The organism is Mesorhizobium sp. M1403, assembly GCF_040317695.1.
Taxonomy (GTDB): Bacteria; Pseudomonadota; Alphaproteobacteria; order Rhizobiales; family Rhizobiaceae; genus Mesorhizobium.
The window spans coordinates 142,919-169,630 of the sequence record NZ_JAMYKY010000012.1; the positions used below are offsets into that span (position 1 = coordinate 142,919).

Genomic DNA, 26,712 nt, shown 5'->3' on the forward strand with positions numbered 1-26,712 from the left:
TATCGTCATATTTTAGCATGAAATGGCGTAGAACCGGCTAGCACGAATGAGGGCGTGATGAAGGGCAAACCGGCGCGCGGCACTGCCATGGCGTTGACCGCCGACCTTGTCGCGCTGGTCGAACGTGTCGAGCCCGACCCCGGCCCCGAGCCCGGGACGACAGAACACACCGACGCGGAGTTCGATGGTCTTGTCGAGCAGCTGCTGCTGGAATACCGGCCCGAAGTGCTCTGGGTCTTTGCCTACGGCTCGCTGATCTGGAATCCCGAATTCGACTATGTCGAGCGGCGCCCGGCTACGGCGCCGGGATGGCACCGCTCGTTCTGCCTGAAGCTGACCCGCTGGCGCGGAACCCGTGATGTTCCGGCCTTGATGCTGGCTTTGGACCGGGGCGGCAGCTGCAAAGGCGTTTGTCTATAGACTTCCGGCAGAAGATCATTTCGGGCAACTCGGTCGGCTGATGCGACGGGAGATCGACGCAAACCCGCCTACCAACGTGCCGCGCTGGATCTGGGTCGAGGCCAGCGACGGTCCGCTACGCGCCCTGGCCTTCGTCGCGGCACCCGACGGCAAGGCTTATGCCGGGCGGCTGCCGCTCGATCAGGTGGCACAGACATTGGCGCGCGCAGCCGGACATTGGGTTCGTCCGCCCAGTATCTGTTCCGCACCGTCAGCATGCTCGAGGAAAGCGGAATCCGCGACAAAAACTTGTGGCACGTCCAGGGTCTGGTCGCGCAGCACATCAAGGCTTCCACCGGCGGCACGCAACGCAGCTGATCCGGACGCTCTCGCGAAATGCTTGTTCCAATTTCATCTGAAAACCGGAACGGTCAGCGGCAGGCGCGGTAGCCGTTCTTGCGGTTCTTGATGTCGAAATGGAAATGGTTGCGGTGATCGTAATTGTAGCCGGGGCCGAGCACGGTGGTGAAGTACTGGCAGCCGTCGGCGCGCACATTGTTGAGGAAGCCGCGTGTGCGGAAGGCGAACAGGCCGGGCTTGCGGACGTCGATGTCGTCACCATTGTTGAGCTCGATGCTCATCACGTCGAGCGCATTGCCCTTGCCGTGTTCCGACAAAACACCTTCGCCGGCAATCCTGCGGCAGGAATAGCTCGAGCCCTGGTGGATGGTCTTGACGCCTGAAAAATAGCGCCAGCGGGCCGACGGGACGAGTTCGTTCCTGGTCCAGCCGGCAAAGGTGGCGGCCATGTCGCAGGTCAGCGTCGCGGCCGGCTTCATCTCGACGCTGCCGATGGCCGAGACCTTGACCGGATAGTCGATGCCGCACTGGCCTTCATGGATCGGCGCAACGTCGGTGTAGACGACGCCGAGGCGTTTCAGTTCCTTGCGGCAATCGATCTCTGTAGCCGGCATCTGTTCGGCCGGCGACATCAGGTTGTCCATGCGCGGATAGGCGGCCGTCATATAGGGGTCGGACGGGACGAGGCGCTGCATGCCGGAATATTCCGGGCCGGAATCTTGGGGACCGGAATCTTGCGGGTCGGAATTGGGCGGAACGGCAGCGGTCTGGCTGCCGACATCGACGGCCGGCTGCAGCGACAATACGCTGCCGGTGTTGCAGGCGGAGATCGCCGCAATGGCAAGCATGGCGGCAAGCCTGCCGGCCATGCGCGCGCGTCCTGTGTGCCGCGCAGCGGCAAGCGCAGCGCCAAATAGCCCGGCCATCGGAAGGGTCCCTGTCCCTGGATGGCACAGACTCTAAACCTGAAGTGTAAAGGAAAAATCAGCGGCGCCGTTCACGCCTGCGGCCAAATTGCGGCGCCACTGTCGGCGCCCGGCGTCATTGGCAAAACGTGCCGCCATTGCGGCGCGGTTCGAGGTCGAAGTGGAGATGCAGGGAATGATCGGCGTCGCTGCCCGGGCCAAGCACGGTCTTGAACGGCCCGCAGGCGGCCTTGCGCACTGCATCCAGGAATTCCGCGTCCTTCTGCGGCGGCGTTGGACCGACATCGATCTCTTTCCCGTCGGAAAGCGTGAAGCTGGCGATGTCGAGGGCGTTGCCGAAGGCGTGCTCCGACAGTTTGCCGCCGGCGTGGCGCGGCCGGCAGACGAAGGCGGAGGCCTGGCCGATCGATTTGATATCCGTGCCGAACGCGGCCTTTGCGGCAGGCTGGATGACCGAAGCAGCAAAGCGGGCGGCCGCTTCCGCCATCTGGCAATTGAGCTCGGTTTCGGGACCGATGGCGATGGATTTGCCGAGCGTTTTCAGCACGACCGGGTAAGGGATCGAGCAACCGACCGCCGTATCATGCTCGGGCTTGCGCTCCTCGAAATCGACGCCCATGGACTTCAGCCGCCTGCGGCAGGCCAATTCTTCGGCCGGCATTTCCTTCCCGGCAATGGCGGCCGAGCGAGGATCTGGAAGGATTTCTTGCTCCGTCTTTTTGTCTGCCTCGGCCGGGTTTGGTGGCGCGGCCGGTGGGCTTGCCGGCGGCTCAGCCTGCGCCGGCTTTTCAGGAGGCTGTGGTGCAATCGCCGGCGGCTCCGGCTGCTGGGTCTTGGGCTGGCCATTTTGGGGCTGCCCGTTTTGCGGCTGCTCGTTTTGGGGCGGCTCAGCCTCCGGGGCATCCGCCGGGCGCGGTTCGGGGACCGGGATGTCGGCTGGCGACGGCGGAGTGGCTTCCTGGTTGAACTGCGGAACCGGTGCAGTTTGCGGCAGTTCGGGCGCCTTGGCCAGAGCGGGTCCCGTCAGCGACGTAGCCGTAACGGCCAGGAGCAATCTACCCAATCTGAAAAAGCCAAACGCCGCCATTACTTCGCAACGGCCAGAATGCAGGGAAGTTGCCTTGGGCGAGGCGGGCCGGCGATCACAATCGGTAACCGCGCAGTCACGCGCCGATCGCTTCCAGGCCCTCCTCGAGCCAGTCCGCCAGCAGCGGCATGCCGAGCAGGTACTTTGCCGTGCGCTTGTTGGCGCGCTCGCGGGCGGCGGTCAGCGCGTCCGTCCATTCCGTCGCGTCATAGTCGCCGCGGCCGACCCAGGCCAACGCAATCAGTTCGGCCGCTTCGTCGACATTGAGGTCGTCGATCAGTTCGCGCAGTTCCTCCTCGGTGAGATTTTCGGAGCTTTCCTCGGCAAGGCCGTCGTGATGGTGGTTGTCGTGCGCGTTGCCGTCGAGCTCTACCTCGTGCTCGGCGCCGTCGGCATAGTCTTCGTTGACGGCGGCGCTGAGCGCCTTCGCCTTCAGGATGAACAGGCGCACGGTGTCGGGACCGATCGAAAGCTCCCAGTCTCGTTCAACGCGTTGCTGCACCGGCCGTCTCCCTGCTTCGTGCTCGGTCGGCCCGATGATAGCGGATTTGCAGCGCTCGTCACGTTCTCTTGCGCGTCGGCGTTAATCGTGAACCATGATTTCCGACGCCCTCTGTTCCCGGGATAAGATGGCCTTCCTGGGAGAGATCGCGGTTTTGAGATAGAATGGCATTTTCCGGGGACGAAACGGCTTCGGCCCGGCGTTAGTGTTGCATTGTCAGGTTCAAAGGAGAGTGTAATGCGCAGACGACTGCTGATTCAGGTCATGGCCATCGCCGCCCTACCGCTGTTTGTGGCGCCGGCGTTTTCGGCTGGTGAAGGCGGGGCAGGTGGTGGCGGCGGCGGCGGCAATGGCGGCGGCGGCCAGAGCCAGTGCAAGAAGGGGGAGGCCTGGGACAAGAAGCAGAAGAAATGTGTCTCGCCGAAGCAAGGTATGCTGGACGACGACAGCATCTATGATGCCGGTCGCGCGCTGGCGATGGATGGACGCTATGACGAGGCGATCGCCGTGCTCAGCCTCGCCGCCAACAAGCAGGACCCGCGCATCCTCAACTATCTCGGCTATTCGCACCGCCATTCCGGCCGCATCACCGTCGGCCTCGGCTATTACGAGGAAGCGCTGCGCATCGACCCCAATTACACGCTGGTGCGCGAATATCTCGGCGAGGCGCACCTGCAGATCGGCGATCTTGCCGGCGCCCAGGAACAGCTCCGCGAAATCGAGAAGCGCACGGGCAAGGGATCTCGCGAATACGGCATGCTGTCGGAGCAGATCGATCATTTCATGAGGAGCTGATCCTCCGGAACGCTCGTCATAACCGGCTGTGAGCGATCGCAGCCGGTTTTTTGCTGTGCTGCGCACGTTTGGCACAACCGGGATTTGGCATCACAGTACACACGATGCGATCTTGGAAACCCGCTTGACGTCGGGTCAGCCGCGCAATTGGTGGATGATTTTTCAAAAACCGACTTTTTGGACGTGAAAAACCCGCGAAGATTGCTATATCTTGCGAAATTGTGGTGAGACGGTTCCGTTAGCCCGAGGCTGCCGGACCGTTTTCTTTTTGTACCATCGACAAGGTCGCTCCCGATTGCGGGGGCGGCGGCAGGAAAGGTCAGGCATATGAACAAGGTCCCGATGACAGGCGAGGGGTTCGCGTCATTGAAGGAAGAACTGCGCTGGCGCCAGCAACAGGAGCGGCCGCGTATCATCGAGGCGATCTCCGAAGCGCGCTCGCATGGCGACCTCTCCGAAAATGCCGAATATCACGCGGCAAAAGAGGCGCAGAGCCTCAATGAGGGCCGGGTCAACGAACTCGAGGATCTGATCGCGCGGGCCGAGGTGATCGACGTCACCAAGCTCAGCGGCGACAAGGTCAAGTTCGGCGCCACCGTGGTGCTGGTCGACGAGGATACCGAGGAGAAAAAGACCTACCAGATCGTCGGCGACCAGGAGGCTGACGTGAAGTCCGGCCGCATCTCGATCTCCTCGCCGATCGCGCGTGCCCTGATCGGCAAGGAAGTCGGCGACGCCATCGAGGTCAACGCACCGGGCGGCGCCAGGGGCTACGAGATCGTCCAGGTGCAGTTCATCTAGGACCTTTTGATAATTCTACTCCGGCGGCCGACTAGCGCGGTTTTCTGCGCTTCCGGTGCTCACGTACTTTAAAGTACGCTCCGCTCCGGTTCTCGAAAACCACGCTATTCGACTCGCCAGAGCGAATTCTGAAAAGGTCCTATGCAGCGCCTTGTAATTTAAGCGCCAGCAATCTCTCGGCTTCCGCCATCACCTCCGGCGGCGTGATGCTGCGGCCGGGTCTGGCAAGCAGCGTCGATGAGAACGGGCCGCGCGGGCCGGTCAGGCCGGGCTCGGTGGCGAGGAATACCGCCACCGTCGGCAGGCCGAAGGCGCTGGCGAGATGGGTCAGGCCGGTGTCGGCGCCGATCACCAGCGCTGAGCCGCCGATGACAGCGGCGATCTCGGCAAGCGGCGACCTGGGAACCACCACGGTTTGCGAAACGGCGCCGGCGATCGCCTCGGCAACTGCCTTTTCCCGGTCGTTCGACCAGGTGGTGACCGGCGTCATCCCCTTATCCACCAGCAGGCGGGCGGTTTCGATCCAGTCCGCGACCGGCCATTTCTTGTCCTCGCGGCTGGTGCCGTGCAGCAGGAAGGCGGTCTTTTCGCCGACAAAAGTCGATCTTCCGGCTGGCGGCACGATGCCGGAGTCAAGCCGGGAAAAATCCGGCTCGTAGCCGAGCGCCAGCCCGAACAGCCGTCTCGTGCGCTCGATGGCATGCAGGTCGCGCGGCACGGCGTAGCGATGGCCATAAAACAGGCTCGCCGAAGGCTCGCGGGCGCTCGAGCGGTCGAACCCGGCGATCGGTCCTGCCGCCAGCCGCGCCACCAGCGCCGATTTCAACAAGCCTTGCGCATCGAGAACGAGGTCGTAGCGGCAATCGCGCAAGGCGCGGCACAAGCCGACCACTTCCCGCCATGTGCCGGGCTCGAGCAGCTTCCTGCGCCAGCGCCGGATCGCCACGCTGTGGATGGTTTGGATGGCGGGATGCAGCGCCACGATGCCGGCAAAGGCCTCTTCCACGCACCAGTCGAACGACAGGCCGGGCCGGGCGCGGCGCGCATCCTCGATCGCGGGAAAGGTGTGGATGACGTCGCCCATCGACGACGTCTTGACGATCAGCACCTTCATGCGGCGGCCGGCATTTCCAGCAGCCGCTCCGCCGCCACCACGACGCGTTCGACGTCCAGCGTCTTCAGGCAGTTGAGATGACCGAGTGGGCAGGTCTTCCTGTGGCACGGCGAACAGGACAGGCCGAGCCAGACCAGTTCGCGACGCTCTGCGAGCGGCGGCGTGTTCTGCGGCGAGGTCGAGCCGTAGACGGCGACAACCGGCGTGCCGACCGCGGCGGCGACATGCATTAGCCCGCTGTCGTTGGAGACGGCGAGCCTCGCCGCGGCGATCAGGTCGATGGCATCCTCCAGCCGCGTCTGGCCGGCGAGATCGACGGCGCCCGGCGCAAGCGCGGCGATTTCAGCCGTCACCTCGGCGTCGTTCTTCGATCCGAACAGCGCCACGCCAAACCCCTTCGCCATCATCTCGCGGGCGAGGCCGGCATAGTGTTCGCTCGGCCAGCGCTTGGCCGGGCCGAATTCGGCGCCGGGCATAAGTGCCACGAATTTCCTCGCCGTCAGCCCGAAACGGCCGAGCAGTGCCGCCTGGTTATCCTGATCGACGGCAAGCTTGGGAGCCCGGAAGCCGCCGCCCTGGGCAAGGCCGAAATAGGCCTGCGCGGTGCGCCGTTTCAGGCGATCGGGCAAGGGCACGATGTCGGTCAGCAGCCCATAGCGCATTTCCTTGAGATGGCCGACGCGGCGCGGAATGCCGGCAAAGAACGGGATCAGCGCCGACTTCCAGCTGCCCGGCAGGATATAGGCCATGTCGTAGCGGCCGCGCAGCAGGCGGCCGAAGCGCCTGCGGACGCGGAATTCGAACGCGCCGGATTTCAGCGGCAGATCGATCTGCTGGCGTATTTCGGGCATGCGCTTGACCAGGGGGGCTGCCCAGGCCGGCGCCAGCACGTCGATGGCGGCGTTCGGATGAAGCTCCCTCAGCGCCTGGAACAGGCACTGCGCCATCACCATGTCGCCCACCCAGCGTGGGCCGATCACGAGGATCGTTGGGCTTTCAGCCATTCGACATAGTCTCTGACGCCGGTTTCCACTGTGCGGAACTGGCCATTGTAACCGGCTGCGCGCAAGCGGGACATATCAGCTTGCGTAAAGCTCTGGTAGCTGCCCTTGAGGTGGTCGGGAAATTGGATGAATTCGATCTGGCCTTGGCCGAGCGTATCGATCACCGTTTCGGCAATGGCGCGGAACGGCTGGGCCTTGCCGGTGCCGCAGTTGAAGATGCCGCTCGAGCCGCGTTTCCACAGCCACAGATTGACGTCGGCGACATCGCCGACATGGATGAAATCGCGGCTCTGCTCGCCGGACCCGAAACCGTCATAGGCGCCGAACAGCTTGGGGTTTTCGCCGCGTTCGACCTGGTTGAACAAATGGAAGGCGACCGAGGCCATGGCGCCTTTATGCGCCTCGCGCGGTCCGTAGACGTTGAAATAACGCAGGCCCGCCACCGGCGAATGGTCGGTATCGAACACGGTGCGGCGGACATAGTCGTCGAACAGCTTTTTCGAATAGGCATAGACGTTGAGCGGCCGTTCGTATTGCGGATCCTCGCGGAACTCGGCGCCGCCGCCATAGACCGAAGCGGACGAGGCATAGAGGAAGGGTACGCGCAGGGCCAGGCAGGCGTGCAGCAAGTGCTTCGAATAGGTGTAGTTGACCTCCATCATGAACTTGCCGTTCCATTCGGTGGTGGTCGAGCAGGCACCCTGGTGGAAGACGGCCTCGATGCGGCCGAGGTCCCCGGCTTCCATCCGCGCCAGGAAATCGTCCTTGTCGAGATAATCGGCGATCTCGAGATCGGCGAGATTGGCGATCTTGTGGCCGTCGGTGAGGTCGTCGACGACGAGGATGTCGCTGAAACCGTCGGCGTTGAGCGCGGCGACGATGTTGGAACCGATCATGCCGGCGCCGCCCGTGACGATGATCATGAAAGCCTCTGGTACCTTGTGTCGGTTGTAGCCTTGTGGGATTCTGGCCTTATAGGGGAGCCGGGCCGGGCTGTCGACAAAGCAGGTGGCGGGCGGCAGGATGAGCGTCATAGTGGCGCCGCAAAGATCTCGTTTCGGTCGGCCTGCCGGCCGACCGGCGACAGGAGCAAGGTAATGCCGTCAACCGAACTGCTTGTCGCCTTTTTCGCCACCACGGCGATCTTCGCCTATATCCCCGGTCCGGCGATGCTCTATGCCGCCGCGCAAACCATGGCGCGCGGCCGCTGGTCCGGCCTGATGGCGGCGCTCGGCATCCATCTCGGCGGCTATGTCCATGTCTTCGCCGCCGCTGTCGGCCTGTCGGTGCTTTTCCATGCCGTGCCGGTGCTTTACATGGCGGTCAAGCTGGTCGGTGCACTGTATCTGATCTGGCTCGGTGTTTCGCTGTTTTGCGCCAAGGCCCAAGGCGATGCGGTTTTGCCGGGAATTCAGCCGAAATCCGCCCGCCGCGCCTTTTTCGAGAGCGTTGCCGTCGAGGTGCTCAATCCCAAGACGGCGATTTTCTTCATGGCGTTCCTGCCGCAATTCATCGATGCCTCGGCAGGGTTTCCGGTCTGGCTGCAGTTCGTCGTGCTTGGAACGATCGTCAATTTGATGTTCTCGTCGGCCGACATTGTTTGCGTGATGCTGGCCGGCGCGGTGACCGCCAGGCTGCGGCGCTCGAGCCGGGCGCAACGACTGATGCGGCGCGCCGGCGGTGCGGTGCTCGTCGGGCTGGGCGTGCATGTCGCGTTGCAGAAAAGCTGACGCACCGTCGCGCTGCCGCGATCGGTCGAAGGCCTGCCGTTGCGTTGGCTGGAATTGCGGTATATCGGCATCGCCATGAACGGCCGGCCCTGCCAATCGAATTTCCCTGTCACTGAAATCGGCTCTCCCGCGCGTTGACATGATCAAGCTGCCTTCACCCGAACCTCTTCACCGCGCCATCTCGCGCTTCGGCAGCGCCACCGTGCTGGTGGTCGGCGATTTCATCCTCGACCGTTTCGTCAATGGCGTAATCGAGCGCATTTCGCCGGAAGCGCCGATCCCCGTGCTGCACGGGCGCGGCGAAACGCTGGCGATGGGTGGCGCCGGCAATGTCGTCGCCAATATCGTTTCGCTCGGCGCCGCCGCCATACCGGTCTCGGTGATCGGTGCTGACGAGGCCGGCAAGAACCTCATGCGCATGCTCGACGAGTTTGGCGTCGACACCGGCGGGCTGGCGCAGGATGCCGATCGCATGACGTCGTCGAAAAGCCGCTTCAGCGCGCTCAACCAGCAGGTGCTGCGTTTCGACGAAGAGGAAATCAAGCCGCTGGGCGATGCCGAGCGGGCGATGATGGTCGGGCATTTCCGCGACGCGCTGGCGCGCGCCGACATCGTCATCCTGTCCGACTATGGCAAGGGCGTGCTGCTCGACGGCGTCGCCGGCGAGCTGATCTCGATCTGTCGGGAAGCGGGCAAGCCGGTGCTGGTCGATCCGAAGGGCAGCGACTATGCGCGTTATGCCGGCGCGACGGCAATCACGCCCAACCGTAAGGAGCTCGGCGAGGCGGTCGGCCGCGCGGTGTTCGCCGACGACGAGATCGAGGCGGCGGCGCGCCAGCTGATTGCGGCGCACGGTTTCGATTTCGTCGTCGCGACGCGCAGCGAAAAGGGCATGAGCGTCATCGGTGCGGACGACGCCCGGCATATCGCCACGCAGGCGCGCGAAGTGTTCGACGTTTCAGGCGCCGGCGACACGGTGATCGCGACGTTTGCACTGGCGGTTGCTGCAGGGGCGGATCGCGTCATGGCCGGATCGATCGCCAACGCCGCCGGCGGCGTTGTCGTCGGCAAGCGCGGCACGGCGCGGCTGACGATCGAGGAACTCACCGGCGCGCTGTTTCGCTCGCATGGTCCGGTTGCCCACAAGGATGCCATCCTCGATGCCGCCGCCGCCGCGCGGCTGGTGGCGGGCTGGAAGGACGAGGGCTTGAGCGTGGGCTTCACCAATGGCTGTTTCGATATCCTGCATGCCGGCCATGTCAGTCTGTTGCACGCGGCGCGCAGCCTGTGCGACCGGCTGGTGCTCGGCCTCAACAGCGATGCCTCGGTGCGCCGGCTGAAAGGGCCGGGGCGCCCGGTCAACGACCAGCATGACCGGGCCTGCGTGCTGGCAGCACTTGCCTCCGTCGACGCCGTCGTCATCTTCGAGGAGGATACGCCGCTTTCGCTGATCGAGGCGCTGAGCCCCGACATACTGGTCAAGGGCGCCGACTATACGGTCGATCAGGTGGTTGGCGCCGATGTCGTGCAGAAGGCCGGCGGGCGCGTCGTGCTGGTCGATCTCGTTGCCGGCAAGAGCACGACCGGCACCATCGGCAGATTGCGCGCCGGGAACTGAGGATTTCATGTCCGAACTGAACGATTACCTGGCCCGCTCGGCGGCCGCGATTTTGGCGATGGTCGAGCGCGACCTGACCAGCGAGATGGAGCGGGCGGTCAGCGCCGTCGTCGCCGCGCTTTCGCAGGGCAAGGCGTTGCTGATCGCCGGTAATGGCGGCTCGGCCAGCGATGCCATCCACATTGCCGGCGAGTTGGTCGGCCGCTTCCTCAGGGAGCGCAAGGCCTACAACGTCATCGCGCTGCCCGCCAATGCGGCGGTGCTGACAGCCTGGGGCAACGACTACGGCTTCGACACGGTGTTTGCGCGCCAGGTCGAGGCGCATGGCTCGGCGGGCGCCGTGCTGCTCGCCATCTCGACCAGCGGCAATTCGCCAAGCATTCTCGCCGCCGCCCAGCAGGCGCGCATGATAGGCATGACGGTCATCAGCCTGACCGGCGACACCGGCGGCAAGCTGAAGCCGCTATCCGACATCCTGCTCAACGTACCCTCGACCTCGACGCCGATCATCCAGCAGGGGCATTTGTGCCTCTACCACCATCTCTGCGAAATGGTCGAAACGCGCCTCTGCGACGCGGGGTGATTGGGTATTCGATTAGGCGCCAGCGCTGAAGCTGCCGATCTCCCCCCTTGTGGGGGAGATGCCCGGCAGGGCAGAGGGGGGCGCTGTCCCGCCGACCTGTCGATGGATTTTCAATCATGCCCTCAGACATGTTATCGGCTGGTCGCAGGTGAACGAGGTTGGCGTTCCTTCACGCCCCCCTCTGTCCTGCCGGACATCTCCCCCACGAGGGGGGAGATTGGATGTAGCCTCGGTTTTCGCCAATCTTCAACGCTGAAGACAATTTTGTTCTTGCTTTGTGCCGGCAGCTATGCTACTAATTTGGGTATGGTGATGATTTCCACCAACGACCCGCCCGCCGAGGCGGGTTTTTTGTTTCCGGGTTTTTGTTTCGCAGGCGCTTTGCCTGGTCTCTCAAGCTGAAAGTGCCACCAGCCCTTTGTCCTTGACCCGGCGGATGGTCAGCGCGGTTCGCACCGTATCGACCGAGGCGCTTGGGTCAGAGCACAATTAGTTGGCTTCTGCCAATGTCGCGAAGTTTAGGATTTTTGCGTCATCCAGCGGCGAAAAAGCCGGCCATCTATGATGAGCAGGCTTGCAATGATCGATGTCATCCCCGCGAACTCGAACGGCTCCAGCCTTTCCCCGAGAAACACTGTGCCAAGCAGGATCGCGCTGGCAGGCACCAGAAGCGTCACGAGGGAAGCGTTTGTCGCTCCGGCCGAGGCGATCAGGTTGAAATAGAGGATGAATGCCAGCGCCGTCGTGAAGACCGCAAGAACAGCCACTGCCGCCCATATGGGGACGCTTGACGTCACGATCGCCGCCGGACTGTAGAGAAGGAAAACGATCGGTAACATGACTATGGTGGAGGCAGTGAGTTGGCCGGTCGCCACCACCGATGGCTTCATGTTCTTGAATCGCTTGGCGTAGACGACGCCGAAGCCGTATGAGATGGCCGCCCCGATCACGGCGAGCTTCGCCCAGGCAGGGCCACCAAGATTGGACAGCAGCCCGGGGCCGATCATGATGGCGGCTCCGGCGATTCCGAGCCCCACTCCCGCAAGCTTGGTTGCCGACAATTTCTCATCCGCCGTCAGCAGGTTTGCAATGAGGATCGTCCAGAGAGGTGTTGTTGCGTAGAAGATAGAGGCAAGACCCGCACCAATCTCGGTTTGTCCTGTGAAGATCAGAGAGAACGGAATCACGTTGTTGAGCAAAGCCAGGCACAGGAAGGAGCCGGACCTCGCCAGTGCGGGAGCGAACGAAATGCCACATGTCCTCAGCCATAGATGCAGGACCAAGGCGGCGATCGACACCCGATAAAGGACAAGGGCAAGTGGCGGAATCTCGGCTACCGCGATACGCGCGAAGAAGAAGGTGCCGCCCCACAGAAAACCCAGAAGCAGCAACTGCCCCCAGTCGCTTGCTGACATTGAGCGTGTCGGTGCTGTCGTGCTCAACGCTTCGCCTGTCTAATTTCGGAGTGTAAGTGCAGACGATAATACGAATTAAACTGGCGATTATATTGGAAGTTTTGCCTAAATCGACCAGATTTATTAGAATATTAATATTGGAATTAATATTCTAAAGTGTTTTAGAATTCCTATTGTCGAATATCAAAGCTTCCGTTGCTGCGGTCCCGATCAGGCGTTGAACGCCACTAGCCCTTCATCCTTGACCCGGCGGATGGTCAGCGCGGTTCGCACCGTATCGACATTGGCTGCCGAGGCCAGTTCCTCGATGACGAAGGTCTGGAACGTGCCGAGGTCGCTCGCCACGCAGTGCAGCAGGAAATCGGACTCGCCCGACACCATCCAGGCATCGCGCACGATCGGCCAGCCGCGGGTGCGCTCGGCGAAGGTCTTGAGCTCGGCGTCGGCCTGGTGATGCAGGCCGATCAGGCAGAAGGCGACGACGTCGAGGCCGAGCGCCGGCGCGTTGAGCAGAGCGCGGTAGCCGCGGATGATGCCGGCCTCTTCCAGCCGCCGGACCCGGCGCAGGCACGGCGGCGCCGAAATGCCGACGCGGCTCGACAGCTCGACATTGGTCATGCGCCCGTCCTGCTGAAGCTCGCGGAGGATCTTCCAGTCGATGGCATCGAGATCGGCCTTGATCGGCATGGTGGCTTCCGTGCGGCTTCCATGGTGACGCGAAAGAATCTTTCGTGACTTTGTAGTTAAACGACTTTGCTGTCTATTCCATCCGCTGGATCGAGGATTTTCGCATCATCTTGCTGCGGGTTGCTTGTCGCCGTCGCCGGCGCTGAAGCTTTCCGGGGACGAACGGCAACTTGCCTTGCTGGTGTCGCAGGCAACACTTACATTACGCGCAACAATCGACGAGAGTTCATGCCACAATCCATGGCTGCTCCCCCGCAGAGGTTATTCATGATCACCAAGCACGCGCCTGTTCTCATCATCGGCTCCGGCCCCGCCGGCTATACGGCGGCGATCTATGCCGCCCGCGCCATGCTCAAGCCAATGCTGGTCGCCGGCCTGCAGCAGGGCGGGCAACTGATGATCACCACCGATGTCGAAAACTATCCGGGCTTCGCCGACCCGATCCAGGGCCCATGGCTGATGAGCGAAATGCTCAAGCAGGCCGAGCATGTCGGCACCGACATCGTCAACGACATCATCACCGAGGTCGACCTCAATGTGCGGCCGTTCCGCGCCAAGGGCGATTCCGGTACGACCTATACCGCCGACGCGCTGATCATCGCCACCGGCGCGCAGGCGAAGTGGCTGGGCATCCCGAGCGAACACACCTTCATGGGCTTTGGCGTCTCGGCCTGCGCCACCTGCGACGGCTTCTTCTATCGCGGCAAGGATGTCGCGGTGATCGGCGGCGGCAATTCGGCGGTGGAGGAAGCGCTCTATCTCTCCAACCTGGCCAAGAGCGTCACCGTCATCCACAGGCGCAGCGATTTCCGCGCCGAGCGCATCCTGCGCGAGCGGCTGCTGCAGAAGGACAATGTCCGCGTCATCTGGGATACGGTCGTCGACGAGATCACCGGCCGGCCCGGCAAGGCGCCGATACCGCCTTCGGTCGAAGGGCTGAAGCTGCGCAATGTGGTGACCGGGCAGGAGATGCATCTCGTGGTCGACGGCGTGTTTGTGGCGATCGGCCACGCACCGGCGGTCGAGCTGTTTGCCGGCAAGCTGAAGCAGAAGCCGAACGGTTATCTGTGGACGGCACCGGATTCGACCCGCACCGACATGCCGGGCGTGTTCGCCGCCGGCGACGTGACCGACGATATCTACCGCCAGGCGGTGACGGCGGCCGGGCTTGGCTGCATGGCCGCGCTCGAGGCGGAAAAATATCTGGCGGGGATCGAGGTTCACCGCGAAGCGGCGGAGTGATTGTTGAATAAGCGGCTGAGAAAAGCCGCGCAAAAGCCTGATTTTTCATTCAGACGCCAAAACAGGCGGACGCCAGAAAACAGGACGAGGGGAAATCATGGCGTTGGATTGGGACAAGCTACGCGTGTTTCACGCCGCAGCAGAAGCGGGGTCGTTCACCCATGCCGCGGAAACACTGCATTTGTCGCAATCGGCGATCTCGCGGCAGGTCAGCGCGCTCGAGCATGACGTCGGCGTGCCGCTGTTCAATCGCCACGCCCGCGGCCTGGTTCTGACCGAACAGGGCGAGATGCTGTTCCGCACGGCGCACGACGTGCTGATGAAGCTCGAAACCATCAAGTCGCGGCTGACCGAGACCAAGGACCGGCCCTCCGGCGTGCTCAGGGTGACGACCACGGTCGGCCTCGGCGCCGGCTGGCTGACCGAGCGCGTGCAGGAATTCATCGAGCTCTATCCCGAGGTCAGCCTGCAGCTTATCCTCGCCAATGAGGAGCTCGACCTCACAATGCGCCAGGCCGATTGCGCCATCCGGCTGCGCCAGCCGCAGCAGCCCGACCTCATCCAGCGCCGCCTGTTCACCGTGCATTTCCATCTCTACGCGGCGCCCTCCTATGTGAACAAATACGGCAAGCCGAATTCGATCGCCGAGCTGAAGGCCCATCGCATCGTCACCTTCGGCGTGCCGGTGCCGGCGCATCTGTCGGAACTGAACTGGCTGGAGACGGTCGGCGATTTCGAAGGCGGGCAAAGGGTGCCGACGCTGCAGATCAACGACATCCTGTCGATCAAGCGAGCGGTGCAGGGCGGCGCCGGCATCGCCATGCTGCCGGATTATGTGGTCAGCAAGGATTCCGGGCTGGTGCAGTTGTTGCCCGAAACCGAAGTGCCGTCCTTCGATACCTATTTCGCCTATCCCGACGCGATGAAGAACCAGGCGAAGCTGCATGTCTTCCGCGATTTCATCATCGCCAAGGCGCGCAGCTGGTCGTTTTAGTTTCTAGATCCTGTCGACAAGGTATCCTTTTTGCCGTGATCGCCCAAGTAGACGGCACCATACGGGTTGAATTTGAAGTCGTCTTCTTCGTATGCTTCGATGGGTAGCAGTATCCCATTGTTACGGACTAAACTCAGCCCGACGCCTTCGGTAAACATCTCATCGGCAACGCGGTCGATTATCGAGCTGAGCACCAGCTCATCGTCGGAAAGACTCCTTGGCGCGAAGACCTCTGGCAGACCGACGAGATGGAAACCGACGCTACAGAGGAACTTTCCGTCACTTAACGGCCGCTTGCTGAAGGCAAGGCGGCAAGTACGTGCTAAACTCGGGCCGTCCTCCGCGTTTTCCGCATCACGGCCAAGTTGTTTCCATCGAGCCGCACCGTGCGCAATGCCAGCACTCTCGCCTTTTGCGGCAATAGCATCACTGTTCAGTGCATGCACGATTAAGCGAAGGGCGATTGCCGACGTCTCAACGGTACTTTCGATATCCATATGGGGACCAAGTACATAAATCACGCAACCGTGCTCATGGACGGCCGCTTCGTCCTCTTTAGTCCGTCCCCCCTTATGTACCCGATCCCAAGACACATCGAACGACTCAACCATGCGATCATCCGGCGCGTCCTGCGAAAAGTGCGTATCAATTTCAAACCCCGGGGCGAAATTGTCGATTGCCGACTGAATTGAGCGACACAGCTCAGAATATCCACCCTGCCTTCCCAGCATGCAGAGCACATGGCGTGGCTGAAATTCTGAAAAGCTCATTTATGTCGACCCTACAACACCCCAAACAGCGATCGGCGAAAGCGTCCTTCTCCCCGTCACTATAACGGAGAAGATAGCGGCAGCCAGATGGGCAGCACCAGCCTTTTTGTCTGATGTCGTACTTGGGCTCCGCGGTTTGGTAGTCCTGATGTGTCGCGCCGCCCTCACCGCTCTGCCATTTCTCCCCGGTATAGTGACGGGGAGAAGGAGCTGTCTCGCCGGTTTCGCCAATTGTCGGCGTCCAGAAATTAGCCGCGCCAAGGCGTCAGCCGGGGCAGCCAGCCTGGTACGGCGCGGCGGTAGGCTTCGTATTCGTCGCCGTAGCGGCGGGCAAGCGTCGGTTCCTCATATAGTTTCACGAAGGAGATCATGGCGGCCGCGGCGATGACTAGATAGGCGGCGACCGTCCCGCTCGAAAACAGCAGTGCCTGGCCGAGGACGATCGACAGCACGGCGACGTACATCGGGTTGCGGACATGGCGATAGATGCCGCCGACGACCAGCCTCTCGGTCGGCGCGACCGGGGCTGGCGTACCTAGACCCTCCAGGGCAAAACGGGCAAAGGCGTGCAGCAGCACGACTGTGCCGGCGACAATCAGCAGCCAGCCCACAGGAACGAAACCGGGCAGTCTCGACCAGGGCAGGCGATAGCGATCGGTCAGCAGCCAAGGCAACAGTCCGGCGACCACGCCGGGCGCTACAGCAAGGAAGATGACGCTGCCGGCGATCGCCGAAGTGGCTCGCATGGAGGTCTCCTTACCTAGAGCCTGTTCCATCCCGATGAAATCGGGATGGGCTCTATCTTCCTGTTCGACCGGGATCATGCGCTAAGGCGCGCCCTTGAACGGTTTCCTGCAACGCTCCTCAGGTCTTGTTCTTATTCATGCATCACAAACCGCTGCACTCTCGGGTCAAGTCCGAGGCGGGATTTTAGGCGACATGCACCAGCAAGGTCTGGCTGCCGAAAAAACAAACGCGTGCTGCACGATTCCACGTCATCCTGCGTTTTCGACTTTCCGAGCAAGAATCGCTGCTGATTCGCGGCTGCAGATCAATTTTTGCCTTGCCACAGGCTGCATTTCAGCGATTCAACTGGTCCTATTGCGCTTCGGGACGGATTAGACCACAGCCGGCGCCTTTTTGCATGTGTGTGTTGCAAAATAGATGCTTGTTTCTTGGGCATGAAGAGCACATATATAGATCATCTCCTGAGCGCGTTCTCCTCCCATTAGCGCTCTCGAGTGTTCCCCTCTGGAGGTTAGCCTTAACAGGCACTTCCAATCAAACTCAGCCGGGTCTTCATTGATCCGGCTTTTTTGTTGCCCGAAACCAACACATCGCCAGAAAATCGGCCGGAACTGGCGCGTAACAGTGACATGTAACCTCGGGTAACATGCCGCGGGCGCGCCAAATCGATTAAGCAGAGCATAGGACGCGGTGTGGCTCGTCCGGGAGATGGGGGCATCACTCGGACGACCCGGGCTCAGGCGGCTACCGCGTCCGAACCTTCCTCCGCCGCCAGGCACCGGCGGCAAGCATGCGGCGGACCTGCCGTTTCGCCTCCCACGAAGACGGTCCGCAACGAAACGGCGCCCGGATGATCCGGGCGCCGTTTCCTTGTGTGCTTCCTTGTGTTCTGGCCGCAAGCTGCCGTTTCAGGCGGCCTTGCCGTTGGCGTTCAGCGCTTCGTCGGCCAACCGGCCAGTGAGTTCGGCCATGTGGTCGAAGACGGCCCGGTAGCTGGCGACACCCGCAGTGGCAGAGCGCAGCTCGATGATGAGGTCGCCGATCTCGGCCTGCGGCATGGTCGCCTCGACAACGTCCCATCCCGGCCAATCAGGCCGCGCGTCGTAGCCGAGGATCTGGCCGCGCCGCTGCGGGATCAGCGCGATGATCTTCGACGTCGCATCCGACGGCGTGACGATCTCGACCTTCATCACCGGTTCGAGCAGCACCGGCGAGCACGCGGCCATACCTTCCTTCATCGCCAGCTTCGCCGCCATCTGGAAGGCCATATCGGAGGAATCGACGGCATGGTAGGAGCCGTCGGAAAGGTTGACGGCAACATCGACGACCGGGAAGCCGAGCGGCCCGGATTTCAGGTAATCGCGCACGCCGGTCTCGACCGACTGGATGTAGGTCTTCGGCACGACGCCGCCGGTGATCGTATCGGTGAACTGGAAGCCTGACCCGCGCGGCAGCGGTTTGATCTCGATCACCACGTCACCGAACTGGCCGTGGCCACCCGATTGCTTCTTGTGGCGGCCGCGCTGCTGCGTCGCTTTGCGGATCGTCTCGCGGTAGGGCACGGCCGGCACATGGCCTTCGACCGGGATCTGGTTCTTGCCTTCCAGCCGCTCGCGCACGACGCGCAGATGCATCTCGCCATGGCCAGACAGCACGGTTTCGGCCGAATCCTGGTTGTGATGCAGGTTGAGCGAGGGATCTTCCTCGGCCAGGCGCTGGATGGCCGCCGACATCTTGACCTCGTCCTTGCGCTCTTTCGGCCGCAGAGCGAAGGCGAAGACCGGTTGGGGCGGCGCCAGCGTGACCAGCGGCTTGATGCCGCCCTTGGTCGAGCTCAGCGTCTGGCCGGTCCTGACGGCGTCGAGCTTGCCGAGCGCGACCGTGTCGCCGGCCTTGGCCGAAGTCAGCTTGAACTGGTCCTTGCCGAGCATCTTGTAGATGCCGGAGACCTTTGCCGTTTCGCCATTGGAAAGGAACAGCTCGGCGGCGTCGGCGACCTGGCCGGACAGGATGCGCGACACCGACAGCTTGCCGCCATGCGGGGTGTGGACGGTCTTCATCACCTGGACCACGGTGGCATTGCCATCGGGCGCGCCGAGACGCTGGCGCGTCGCCTCGATGTCGGGTGCGTCGTGACGGATTGTCTTCAACAGGCGCAGCACGCCATTGCCCTTCTCGGCGGTGCCGATCAGCACCGGTGTCACTATGCCGTCGCGCAGGTCGGCGGCAAGATCGTCGAAGATGGCATCCTTTGGCGGTTCGATCTCGTCCAGCAATTGCTCCATCAGCCGGTCGTCATGGTCGGCGAGCGTCTCCAGCATGGAAAAGCGCGCCTCGAGCTCGCGCGCCTTGTCGTCGCTCGGGATCTGCGCGACCTCGCTCTCGGCATATTCGCGGTAGATGTAGGCTCGCTCCAAAGCGAGGTCGATCGAGCCGATGACGACGCCGTCCTTGCGCAGCGGGATCTGGCGCAGCAGCAGAGGCACCGAGCTTGCAGGCTGCAGCATCTTCAGCGTGTCGCGCACGCCTGCTATCGCCTTGTCGACCTTGTTCAGGAAAAGGATACGCGGCACGCCGAGATCATCGAGCTTGCGCATGATCAGCTGCAGGGCAGGGATCTTCTTCTCGTCGGCTTCGGCGACGACCACGGCGACGTCGCAGGCGGCCAGCACCGGCTCGGCTTCGAAGGAGAATTCGATGGAACCGGGACAATCGACGAAGGTGAACGGCTCGCCCATGAATTCGGTGGTAGCGAAGGTCGCCTCGACGCTCATCGCATGGGCACGCGCCTCGGGCGAATGATCGGAAACGGTATTTCCCGACGAAACGGGATTTTGGCGGGGAATGGCGCCTGTACGGGCGAGTATGGCTTCGAGAAGTGTCGTCTTACCGCTTGCGAAGGGACCGACTATGGCAATGCATTTCGGTCCCGTGCGTCGTCCTCCGGCGCGAGTACCCATGGCTGACCTCCACTCAGGCGTTTCCCTGTGAGCGGCGGCCGGCCTGTCGGCCGTCGCGGGCGAGGCTTTTTTCAATTTGCCACCTACCCAAAGGGCATCGTCCCACGGGCAGGCCGGGAGGGCAAGGGATTTGAAGTTGAAGGGATTTGAAGTTGACGTTCGGGTTCAGCCGGTGCCGGCTAGGCGCGACGCCAGCGGGGTTGCGTCCACGCGCTGCACTGCCACCGTCTCGGCAAAGCGCGCGAGCAGCGGATTGAACAGGTCCGCACGTTCCCAGAAAGGCGCATGCCCGGCGCCGGGGACGATTTGGCAATGCTCCCACAGCGAGCCGTAGGCGAGCGTCTCAAAATAGCCGAGCCGGACGAACGGATCGTTCTCGCCATTGACGATGGCGACCGGATATGCGGCTTGCTCGACCACCTGTCGCTGGTCGGCGCCCTTGCCGGTGAGCATGCCGCGCGTCACCGCGGCGCGCAGCCGGCCGTCGGTGCGCAGGATGGTTTTGCGGAAGGACGGGTCGGCGGTGTCGCCGAAGCAGAGCGTTTCGAAGCGCTCGGCATCGCGTTCGGAATACGTCTTTTTGGACGCCAGCAGCATGTCCCAATGCGCATGGAAGCCGCGCAGCATGCCGAAAGGGCCCTTGGATACCGGCGGCGCGCCGGTTAGCATCAGCCCGCCGACGGCGCGGTGGAAACTCGCGAGCTCGATTGCCACGTGCCCGCCAAGCGACCAGCCGAAGACGACGGCGCGGCCGATCCCCAAGGCATCGAGGAGCTGAGCCGCCGACTGGGCAAGGCCGGCGATGGTGTAGTCCGTCGCCGGATCGCGGGCGTCAGACGATTCGCCATGGCCGGGCAGGTCGAAAGCAATCAATCGATGGGCAGCGGCCAACGGGCTGTCGAACTGGCGGGCGAATACGGCGCGCGAACTGCCCGAGCCGTGGATCAGGACAAGCGGGATGCCTGGTCCCGACGACTGGCTGAGGCGCAAATCCGCTTGCGGCGTGCGGATCGTGCGGTGGGAAACGGCCATAGCTGGTTGGACCTTCGGATTGTCTCGAGGTCAACATCGCATGCCGAGGTCACCATGTTGTTTAGAACGGTGGTTAAGAAATGATTTCTCGGTTTCTGCCGAGTATGATGCAGCGAATCCACCACAGCTAACCCCGGGACCCTGATGATGGAATCCACACTCGACCTTCTCCTCTCGATCAGCAGCATCGCCACGCTCGGCCAATATGCCTGGTCGATGCGCGCGCATTTCCAGTCATCGAGCATGTCTCAAGGCGCCATGATCATTTCGGCCGTCGTGGTCGGCACGGCGCTGTTCTTTCTTGCACTGCTGTGGATCGAGCGGCAGCCGGTTGCAGCGAAGATCGTCGGGCTCGCCATCGAACTGGCAAGCTCGGCGCTTTTCTGGTGGGCGATCTCGGTCTCGCGCAAGGCGCGGCTGCGTTTCGCGTTCGATCCGGACAATCCCGACAGCCTGGTGACCGAAGGCCCTTATCTCCATGTCCGCCATCCGTTCTACACGTCCTACATCATCTTCTGGATCGGATGGGGCATCGCGACCTGGTCGGTGTGGGCGGTGGTGCCGGTCGCCGGCATCGTTACGATCTATGTGATCGCGGCCTTGGACGAAGAGCGAAAATTTTCGCGGACAAGGCTGGCCGATGCCTACAACGCCTACCGCACGCGCACCGGCCTGTTCTGGCCTCGCCTTGCCCGTAGCCGGGCAGGACATGCAGCCGGCATCGGACGAAAGTGGTAGGGTCTAAGTCCCCACACCGAGGAATCAAATCGAGGATTGCGCCGATGAAGATCATTGCCTGCGGCAGCGTGCCGACGATCGTTGCGCCGGAGACATATTTCACCGGCCGGGTTTTGCAGACGCCGATCATCGAGAAAGAGGCACCGGCGCGGCTCAGGGCCACGCTGGTCAGCTTCGAGCCCGGCGCCCGCACCCACTGGCACACGCATCCGCTCGGCCAGACGCTCTATGTCACGTCCGGTGCCGGCCTCGCGCAAAGCTGGGGCGGGCCGATCCAGGAGATCAGGGCCGGCGACGTCGTCTCCTTTGCGGCCGGCGAAAAGCACTGGCACGGCGCCGCGGCCAAATCGGCGATGACCCACATCGCCATGCAGGAGGCGCTCGACGGCTTGCATGTCGACTGGCTGGAGAAGGTCAGCGACGAGCAGTATGGCGGCTGAAACGTCTCAGGCCAGCGAGGCAGTAAAGCGCTGGATGCGCGTGCAGGCCTCTTCGAGCAGTGTCTCCGATGTGGCGTAGGAGATGCGGAAGTTCGGGCCGAGGCCAAAGGCCGAGCCGAAAACAACCGCCACGCCCTCGGCCTCGAGCAGTTCCGAGCAGAAGGTTTCGTCGCTGTCGATCACCTTGCCGTTCTTGGTCTTCTTGCCGATCAGCTGGGCACAGGAGGGATAGACGTAGAAAGCACCCTCCGGCGACGGGCAGGTGATGCCGCGCGCCTGGTTGAGCATCGAGACGACGAGATCGCGCCGGCCCTGGAAGATCGCCTTGTTCTTCGGGATGAAATCCTGCGGGCCGTTCAGCGCTTCGACCGCCGCCCATTGGGCGATGGTGCAGGCGCCGGAGGTCTGCTGGCCCTGGATCATGTCCATCGCCTTGATCAGCGGCACCGGGCCTGCCGCATAGCCGATGCGCCAGCCGGTCATGGCATAGGCCTTCGACACGCCGTTCATGGTCAGCGTGCGCTCATAAAGCTTAGGCTCGACCTCGGCGATCGTCTTGAAGACGAAGTCGCCATAGGTCAGGTGCTCGTACATGTCGTCGGTCAGCACCCAGACATGCGGGTGCTTCAACAGCACGTCGGCCAGGCTCTTGAGCTCCGCTTCGGTATAGGCGGCGCCCGAGGGGTTGGACGGCGAGTTCATCAACAGCCATTTGGTGCGCGGCGTGATCGCCTTCTCCAGCACGGCCGCCGTCAGCTTGAAGCCGTTGTCGATCGAGGTCTCGACAAAGGCCGAGGTGCCGCCGCAGATCGCTACCATTTCGGGATAGCTCACCCAATAGGGCCGCGGGATGATCACCTCGTCGCCGGGGTTCAGTGTCGCCATGAAGGCGTTGAACAGGATCTGCTTGCCGCCGGTGCCGACGATGGTCTGCTCCGTCCGGTAGTCGAGATTGTTCTCACGCTTGAACTTTTTCGCGATTGCTTCGCGCAGCGGCACGATGCCGGAGACCGGCGGATATTTCGTCTCGCCGCGGCGGATCGCCTCGATTGCGGCGTTCTTGATGTTGTCGGGGGTGTCGAAGTCCGGTTCGCCGGCGCCCAGCCCGATCACGTCCCGGCCGGCGTTTTTCAGCTCGCGCGCTTTCTGCGTCACCGCGATGGTTGCGGAAGGCTTTACGCGGGAAAGGGCGTCGGCAAGAAAGGCCATGACAAATATCTCCAGAAAGACCGGCGCGGCGAAGGCGCCGCGGCGCCTCTCATGTCGCATCATCTGGTCAAGCGCAAGCCCCGGCGCAAGCCCAGCGCAGGCATTGTCGAATGAGCCAGCGCGCAATGCTGGCAACAATAAATTCATCAACGATCGGTAAAAGCTTGAACGGCAGGACCGTGGCCGGTCGGCCAGTCTCGCACAGCGAGGAACCGTGACGCGCAGCATCGAACTTGCCCATATCATCCGCCAAGATGACGGCACCGCCAGCGGTGTCTGGGGGCTCTATACGCTGCAAAGCGCTTTCCAGCCGATCTTCGCCTTCAACAAGGGCAAGCTTTCCGTCGTCGCCTTCGAAGGGCTGATCCGGCCGTTCCGCGACGGCGAGCCGCAGCAGCCGATGAGTTTCTTCAACAGCTGTCCGGCGGTCGACCGCCTGCATATCGAGGCGCTGACACGGACGCTGCACCTTCTGAACGCCGGCGCCTGCCTGCCGCGAGACGCCTCCATCTTCATCAATTTCGATCCGTCGGTGTTCACCGATCGCGGCATCGCCGACAAGGCGCTGCGCGACATGCGGCTGGTGCTGCACGAGGCCGACATCGATCCGCGCCGCGTCGTCTGCGAGGTCACCGAGCAGAAATCGGCGTCGCAGGAAACGCTCTACAATTTCGTCGAGGCGCTCAGGGGCAACGGTTTGCGCATTGCCGTCGACGATTATGGCGCCGACGAATCCGACATCAATCGCATCAAGGAACTCAGGCCGGACATCGTCAAGTTCGATGCCGACTGGATCATGACGCTGATGGAATCCGGTGCCGGCTTCGCCTTGCTGACCGCCATGGTGACCAGCTTCGAAGAGCAAGGCATCCGTACGGTGTTCGAGGGCATCGAGACGGGCTGGCAGCTCGAGCTTGCCGAAAAGTCGGGCGCCTCGATGGTGCAGGGCTACGTGCTGGCACGCCCTGAGCTCGCGCCGACCAGCTTCCGCGTCTTCGACACGAGCGGGCAGGCGGCCGCGGTGTCGGCCGATGCGGAGAAGGTGCCTGCGGCAGTTCCGCCATCGCGACGGCCGATGCGGCCCTTTGGCCGCAGGGTGGCATCGTGACCGGGCAAGCCGATATGCGGCGCAAGGTCGGCGAAGCGATCTTTGCCGACGAGGTCGGCATCGAATATGGCGTCTACGGCGCATTCCGGCTGAGGAGCGCCTACCAGCCGGTCTTCGCGCCGCGCGGCAGATTTCTCGCCGCCGTCGGGGTCGAGGGACTGATCGAGCCGCATCGTGCAGGCAGGCCGGTGGCGCCGCAAATGTTCTTCGAAGGCGTGCCGGCAGCGGATCGGCTATTTGTCGAAACCATATGTCGGGTGCTGCATTTGCGCAACTTCCGCAACATCGGCGTCGACGGGCTCGACCTGTTCTTCAACTACAATCCGCTGATCAACGATGACCCCGCACGGGCGCTGGCCGAAATCAGGCTGATGACCAGGCATCTGGCGGATTTCGGCCTGCATCCCGGCATGCTGGTCTGCGAGATCACCGAGCAGGCTGCCGGCGACAAGGTGCTTGTCAGCCTGGCGCGCGAGATGCGGCGCGACGGCGTCCGTATCGCCATCGACGATTTCGGCACCGGGCATTCGACGGAAGAAAGGGTCGCGCTGGTGCAGCCCGACATCGTCAAGATCGACGGCACCTGGTTCGCCGAATTCTGCCGCCATGCCGCCGCCGAGCGGTTTTTCCGGCCGTTGGTTTCGACGCTGCACGACCGTGGCGCCAAGGTGCTGGTCGAAGGCATCGAGAACGCCACGCATCTGCGCGTCGCGCTGGATGGCGGCGTCGACCTGCTGCAGGGCTTTTATCTTGCCCGGCCGGCGCTGGCCGGTACGATGTTCGATGAGGAGCCGCTGTCGAGCGACAGACTGCTTGGCAGGGATAGCAACGTCATCCCTTTGTTCGGATGAATGCATCAGCGGCGCTGATGGTTACGCCAAAACAAATCACTGGATGAAGCCGCCGCTGCCGCGATAGAGGCTGGAGGCTGGATCAAGCCCTGAGACGGGTGGTTGCGAGCAAGGGGGAGCACCGATGATACTCTATGGAATGATCGACAGCGGCAATTGCTACAAGCCGCGCCTGTTGATGGCCAAGCTCGGCATCGCTTTCACCAATGTCGAGGTCAGCTCGCATACCGGCGACACGCGCAAGCCCGACTATGTCGCGAAAAACCCGAACGCCATGGTGCCGCTGCTCGAACTCGACAACGGCCGGCGGCTGGCCGAATCCAATGCCATCCTGCTCTATCTCGCCGAAGGCACGCGGTTCCTGCCGGCGGACAGATACGAACGCGCGCTGGCCTATCAGTGGCTGTTCTTCGAGCAATACAGCCACGAGCCCTATATCGCCGTGCGCAGAGCACTGCTGACCTTCCCTGAAAGAGCCAAGGACGCGACGCCCGAGCGGCTGGCGGTGACGCTGGAGCGCGGCAACAAGGCGCTCGGCGTCATGGATAAGCACCTGGCCGGGAGCAGCTTCTTCGCCGGCAGTGCGCTCAGCGTCGCCGACATTGCGCTCTATGCCTATACGCATACGGCCGAGACGGGCGGCTTTCAGCTCGACGCCTATCCGGCGGTCGCCGCCTGGCTGCAACGGGTCGAGGCCGACCCGGGGCATGTGCCGCTGGAGTGGTTGCCTTAGTTCTGTCCTCATGCTTGTCGCGCGCTTCGCGGCTCGCTCCGGACGTCGCGCTAGCGGCTTTCGGCCGGCGGCGTGAATGGCCGCACGGCTATTTCAGCAGGCGATCATATTCCGAATGGGTGCCTATCCAGAACCAGACCACGTCATCGTGGTCGCGAACAGCTACGGCGCGGTAGTTGATATCAACCCGCGCCGACCAGTAGCGCCCGACCTGTTTGAAATGCAACGACGGGTGGAACGGCTCAGAATTCAGTTTGGCGAAACGTCTGTTCGCCTTTGCTCTGATTAACGAGGGTAGTTTTGCGTAGGCCTCCCAAAACGAGGGAGTGGCAAAATGCTTCACAGAGGCCGGGTCCGGCCGGCCCGATGATCAGCCAAGGCCTGCTCGGCAAGCTTGTCCAGCCTGCCGCCCTTGGCGTCGGCCTCGAACTGACGGTCCCACATGTCGGCTTGCAGCGCCTCGAACCATGCGGCAAACGCCTTGAGCTCTTCGGGGCTTAGTTCGGCGACGGATTTCTCAATCTGTTCAAGCTTGCTCATGGGTTGATGGTACCATGACCGGGGTAAAAACACCACAAAGTGGTCCCATAGGACCAAGGCGGTGGTTCATCGGAATCCAGACAGCAAAAAGGCGGGACAAAATCCCGCCTTCCCATGCTTGGTAGCCTGATCGGGAGCGTTTTGGCCGGGCCGGCAGCAATCTGCTGCTTCGGCTTGTCGGGGTCTTTCGCTCCGGCGCGCATCTCGCGCGACCGCCAGTACATCCGTGACTTGCCGCGGGGCCCCCCGCCACCGCCCGCGCGCCCGCCCCGCCAAAACAAACAGGCAGGGCGAGAGGACACAGCCCCCCCGCGGCAAGGGGGGGGG

Annotated in this window: 27 protein-coding genes and 1 pseudogene; 13 read left to right on the top strand and 15 right to left on the bottom strand. The window is 62.8% G+C overall.

The window, feature by feature from the left end; all coding sequences use genetic code 11:
* Positions 1-57 precede the first annotated feature (57 nt).
* Positions 58-777: pseudogene (locus NKH01_RS20225) on the top strand (gamma-glutamylcyclotransferase).
* Between the two features lie 53 nt (positions 778-830).
* Here NKH01_RS20225 and NKH01_RS20230 read toward each other — a convergent pair.
* From NKH01_RS20230 to NKH01_RS20240, 3 genes are all read right to left on the bottom strand, one after another.
* Positions 831-1,685 carry an extensin-like domain-containing protein gene (locus tag NKH01_RS20230; RefSeq protein ID WP_353021973.1) on the bottom strand — a complete coding sequence of 285 codons (855 nt, stop codon included), beginning with the start codon at positions 1,683-1,685 and terminating at the stop codon, positions 831-833.
* Positions 1,686-1,800: 115 nt separating this feature from the next.
* Positions 1,801-2,772, bottom strand: a complete 972-nt coding sequence (locus tag NKH01_RS20235) for an extensin-like domain-containing protein (protein WP_353021976.1) — start codon at positions 2,770-2,772, stop codon at positions 1,801-1,803.
* A gap of 76 nt (positions 2,773-2,848) precedes the next feature.
* The gene (locus NKH01_RS20240) at positions 2,849-3,274 is read right to left on the bottom strand and encodes a DUF3775 domain-containing protein (protein ID WP_023719115.1); all 426 of its coding nucleotides are present in this window, start codon (positions 3,272-3,274) and stop codon (positions 2,849-2,851) included.
* Between the two features lie 237 nt (positions 3,275-3,511).
* On the opposite strand from NKH01_RS20240, the gene NKH01_RS20245 reads away from it, so the two are divergent.
* A complete protein-coding gene (locus tag NKH01_RS20245) occupies positions 3,512-4,069 on the top strand; it encodes a tetratricopeptide repeat protein (protein WP_353021979.1) in 558 nt (185 codons plus the stop codon).
* A gap of 327 nt (positions 4,070-4,396) precedes the next feature.
* A complete protein-coding gene (gene greA, locus NKH01_RS20250) occupies positions 4,397-4,870 on the top strand; it encodes a transcription elongation factor GreA (protein WP_023719113.1) in 474 nt (157 codons plus the stop codon).
* Between the two features lie 139 nt (positions 4,871-5,009).
* Here the strand turns inward: greA and waaC are convergent, their stop codons facing one another.
* From waaC to rfaD, 3 genes are read right to left on the bottom strand one after another with little or no spacing between them, the layout of a single operon-like run.
* Entirely contained in the window at positions 5,010-5,984 is a 975-nt protein-coding gene (waaC, locus tag NKH01_RS20255; RefSeq protein ID WP_352483138.1) for a lipopolysaccharide heptosyltransferase I, read from the bottom strand.
* Positions 5,981-6,988 (bottom strand): lipopolysaccharide heptosyltransferase II, encoded by a 1,008-nt coding sequence (gene waaF, locus NKH01_RS20260; protein WP_352815474.1) that lies wholly within the window; start codon positions 6,986-6,988, stop codon positions 5,981-5,983. The genes waaC and waaF overlap by 4 nt, the downstream gene beginning before the upstream one ends.
* Positions 6,961-7,911 (bottom strand): ADP-glyceromanno-heptose 6-epimerase, encoded by a 951-nt coding sequence (rfaD, locus tag NKH01_RS20265; RefSeq protein ID WP_353021983.1) that lies wholly within the window; start codon positions 7,909-7,911, stop codon positions 6,961-6,963. Before rfaD ends, waaF begins: the two co-directional genes overlap by 28 nt.
* Positions 7,912-8,085: 174 nt before the next feature.
* Here rfaD and NKH01_RS20270 point away from each other — a divergent pair, with 174 nt between their 5' ends.
* The 3 genes from NKH01_RS20270 to NKH01_RS20280 all read left to right on the top strand — a co-directional run bounded on the left by NKH01_RS20270 (position 8,086) and on the right by NKH01_RS20280 (position 10,919).
* Positions 8,086-8,718 carry a LysE family translocator gene (locus NKH01_RS20270; RefSeq protein ID WP_353021985.1) on the top strand — a complete coding sequence of 211 codons (633 nt, stop codon included), beginning with the start codon at positions 8,086-8,088 and terminating at the stop codon, positions 8,716-8,718.
* Positions 8,719-8,857: 139 nt separating this feature from the next.
* On the top strand, positions 8,858-10,336 hold the full coding sequence (gene rfaE1, locus NKH01_RS20275; protein WP_353021987.1) for a D-glycero-beta-D-manno-heptose-7-phosphate kinase: 1,479 nt from the start codon (positions 8,858-8,860) through the stop codon (positions 10,334-10,336).
* A gap of 7 nt (positions 10,337-10,343) precedes the next feature.
* Positions 10,344-10,919, top strand: a complete 576-nt coding sequence (locus tag NKH01_RS20280; RefSeq protein WP_353021990.1) for a D-sedoheptulose-7-phosphate isomerase — start codon at positions 10,344-10,346, stop codon at positions 10,917-10,919.
* A 518-nt stretch (positions 10,920-11,437) separates the two neighbouring features.
* On the opposite strand, the gene NKH01_RS20285 is transcribed toward NKH01_RS20280, so the two are convergent.
* Positions 11,438-12,334 carry a DMT family transporter gene (locus tag NKH01_RS20285; protein WP_352494919.1) on the bottom strand — a complete coding sequence of 299 codons (897 nt, stop codon included), beginning with the start codon at positions 12,332-12,334 and terminating at the stop codon, positions 11,438-11,440.
* A gap of 210 nt (positions 12,335-12,544) precedes the next feature.
* The gene (locus NKH01_RS20290) at positions 12,545-13,021 is read right to left on the bottom strand and encodes an Lrp/AsnC family transcriptional regulator (protein WP_352815480.1); all 477 of its coding nucleotides are present in this window, start codon (positions 13,019-13,021) and stop codon (positions 12,545-12,547) included.
* Between the two features lie 267 nt (positions 13,022-13,288).
* On the opposite strand from NKH01_RS20290, the gene trxB reads away from it, so the two are divergent.
* Both trxB and NKH01_RS20300 read left to right on the top strand, forming a co-directional pair.
* Positions 13,289-14,263: a thioredoxin-disulfide reductase gene (gene trxB, locus NKH01_RS20295; RefSeq protein WP_353021995.1), complete on the top strand. Its 975-nt coding sequence runs from the start codon at positions 13,289-13,291 to the stop codon at positions 14,261-14,263.
* A 97-nt stretch (positions 14,264-14,360) separates the two neighbouring features.
* The gene (locus tag NKH01_RS20300; RefSeq protein ID WP_023719100.1) at positions 14,361-15,257 is read left to right on the top strand and encodes a LysR family transcriptional regulator; all 897 of its coding nucleotides are present in this window, start codon (positions 14,361-14,363) and stop codon (positions 15,255-15,257) included.
* Here NKH01_RS20300 and NKH01_RS20305 read toward each other — a convergent pair.
* The 4 genes from NKH01_RS20305 to NKH01_RS20320 all read right to left on the bottom strand — a co-directional run bounded on the left by NKH01_RS20305 (position 15,254) and on the right by NKH01_RS20320 (position 20,766).
* On the bottom strand, positions 15,254-16,027 hold the full coding sequence (locus NKH01_RS20305) for a hypothetical protein (RefSeq protein ID WP_353021998.1): 774 nt from the start codon (positions 16,025-16,027) through the stop codon (positions 15,254-15,256). The two genes, NKH01_RS20300 and NKH01_RS20305, sit on opposite strands and share 4 nt — an antisense overlap.
* 248 nt (positions 16,028-16,275) lie before the next feature.
* On the bottom strand, positions 16,276-16,773 hold the full coding sequence (locus tag NKH01_RS20310) for a methyltransferase family protein (protein ID WP_353022001.1): 498 nt from the start codon (positions 16,771-16,773) through the stop codon (positions 16,276-16,278).
* Between the two features lie 909 nt (positions 16,774-17,682).
* Positions 17,683-19,734: an elongation factor G gene (locus NKH01_RS20315; RefSeq protein ID WP_353022004.1), complete on the bottom strand. Its 2,052-nt coding sequence runs from the start codon at positions 19,732-19,734 to the stop codon at positions 17,683-17,685.
* 165 nt (positions 19,735-19,899) lie between these two features.
* On the bottom strand, positions 19,900-20,766 hold the full coding sequence (locus NKH01_RS20320; RefSeq protein WP_353022007.1) for an alpha/beta fold hydrolase: 867 nt from the start codon (positions 20,764-20,766) through the stop codon (positions 19,900-19,902).
* A 147-nt stretch (positions 20,767-20,913) separates the two neighbouring features.
* On the opposite strand from NKH01_RS20320, the gene NKH01_RS20325 reads away from it, so the two are divergent.
* Together NKH01_RS20325 and NKH01_RS20330 are read left to right on the top strand one after the other, a co-directional pair.
* On the top strand, positions 20,914-21,504 hold the full coding sequence (locus NKH01_RS20325; RefSeq protein WP_023719379.1) for a methyltransferase family protein: 591 nt from the start codon (positions 20,914-20,916) through the stop codon (positions 21,502-21,504).
* Positions 21,505-21,548: 44 nt separating this feature from the next.
* Entirely contained in the window at positions 21,549-21,944 is a 396-nt protein-coding gene (locus tag NKH01_RS20330) for a (R)-mandelonitrile lyase (protein WP_023719378.1), read from the top strand.
* Positions 21,945-21,950: 6 nt separating this feature from the next.
* On the opposite strand, the gene NKH01_RS20335 is transcribed toward NKH01_RS20330, so the two are convergent.
* Positions 21,951-23,153 (bottom strand): pyridoxal phosphate-dependent aminotransferase, encoded by a 1,203-nt coding sequence (locus NKH01_RS20335; RefSeq protein ID WP_353022033.1) that lies wholly within the window; start codon positions 23,151-23,153, stop codon positions 21,951-21,953.
* Between the two features lie 214 nt (positions 23,154-23,367).
* On the opposite strand from NKH01_RS20335, the gene NKH01_RS20340 reads away from it, so the two are divergent.
* From NKH01_RS20340 to NKH01_RS20350, 3 genes are all read left to right on the top strand, one after another.
* Positions 23,368-24,261: an EAL domain-containing protein gene (locus tag NKH01_RS20340; protein ID WP_353022011.1), complete on the top strand. Its 894-nt coding sequence runs from the start codon at positions 23,368-23,370 to the stop codon at positions 24,259-24,261.
* Complete coding sequence (locus NKH01_RS20345) at positions 24,258-25,112, top strand: EAL domain-containing protein (protein WP_353022014.1); 855 nt, start codon at positions 24,258-24,260, stop codon at positions 25,110-25,112. Before NKH01_RS20340 ends, NKH01_RS20345 begins: the two co-directional genes overlap by 4 nt.
* Before the next feature lie 124 nt (positions 25,113-25,236).
* Positions 25,237-25,845: a glutathione S-transferase family protein gene (locus NKH01_RS20350; RefSeq protein ID WP_353022017.1), complete on the top strand. Its 609-nt coding sequence runs from the start codon at positions 25,237-25,239 to the stop codon at positions 25,843-25,845.
* An 88-nt stretch (positions 25,846-25,933) separates the two neighbouring features.
* Here the strand turns inward: NKH01_RS20350 and NKH01_RS20355 are convergent, their stop codons facing one another.
* Positions 25,934-26,188: a type II toxin-antitoxin system RelE family toxin gene (locus NKH01_RS20355; protein ID WP_353022020.1), complete on the bottom strand. Its 255-nt coding sequence runs from the start codon at positions 26,186-26,188 to the stop codon at positions 25,934-25,936.
* Positions 26,185-26,385, bottom strand: a complete 201-nt coding sequence (locus NKH01_RS20360) for a hypothetical protein (protein WP_352637184.1) — start codon at positions 26,383-26,385, stop codon at positions 26,185-26,187. Before NKH01_RS20360 ends, NKH01_RS20355 begins: the two co-directional genes overlap by 4 nt.
* Between the last annotated feature and the right edge of the window lie 327 nt (positions 26,386-26,712).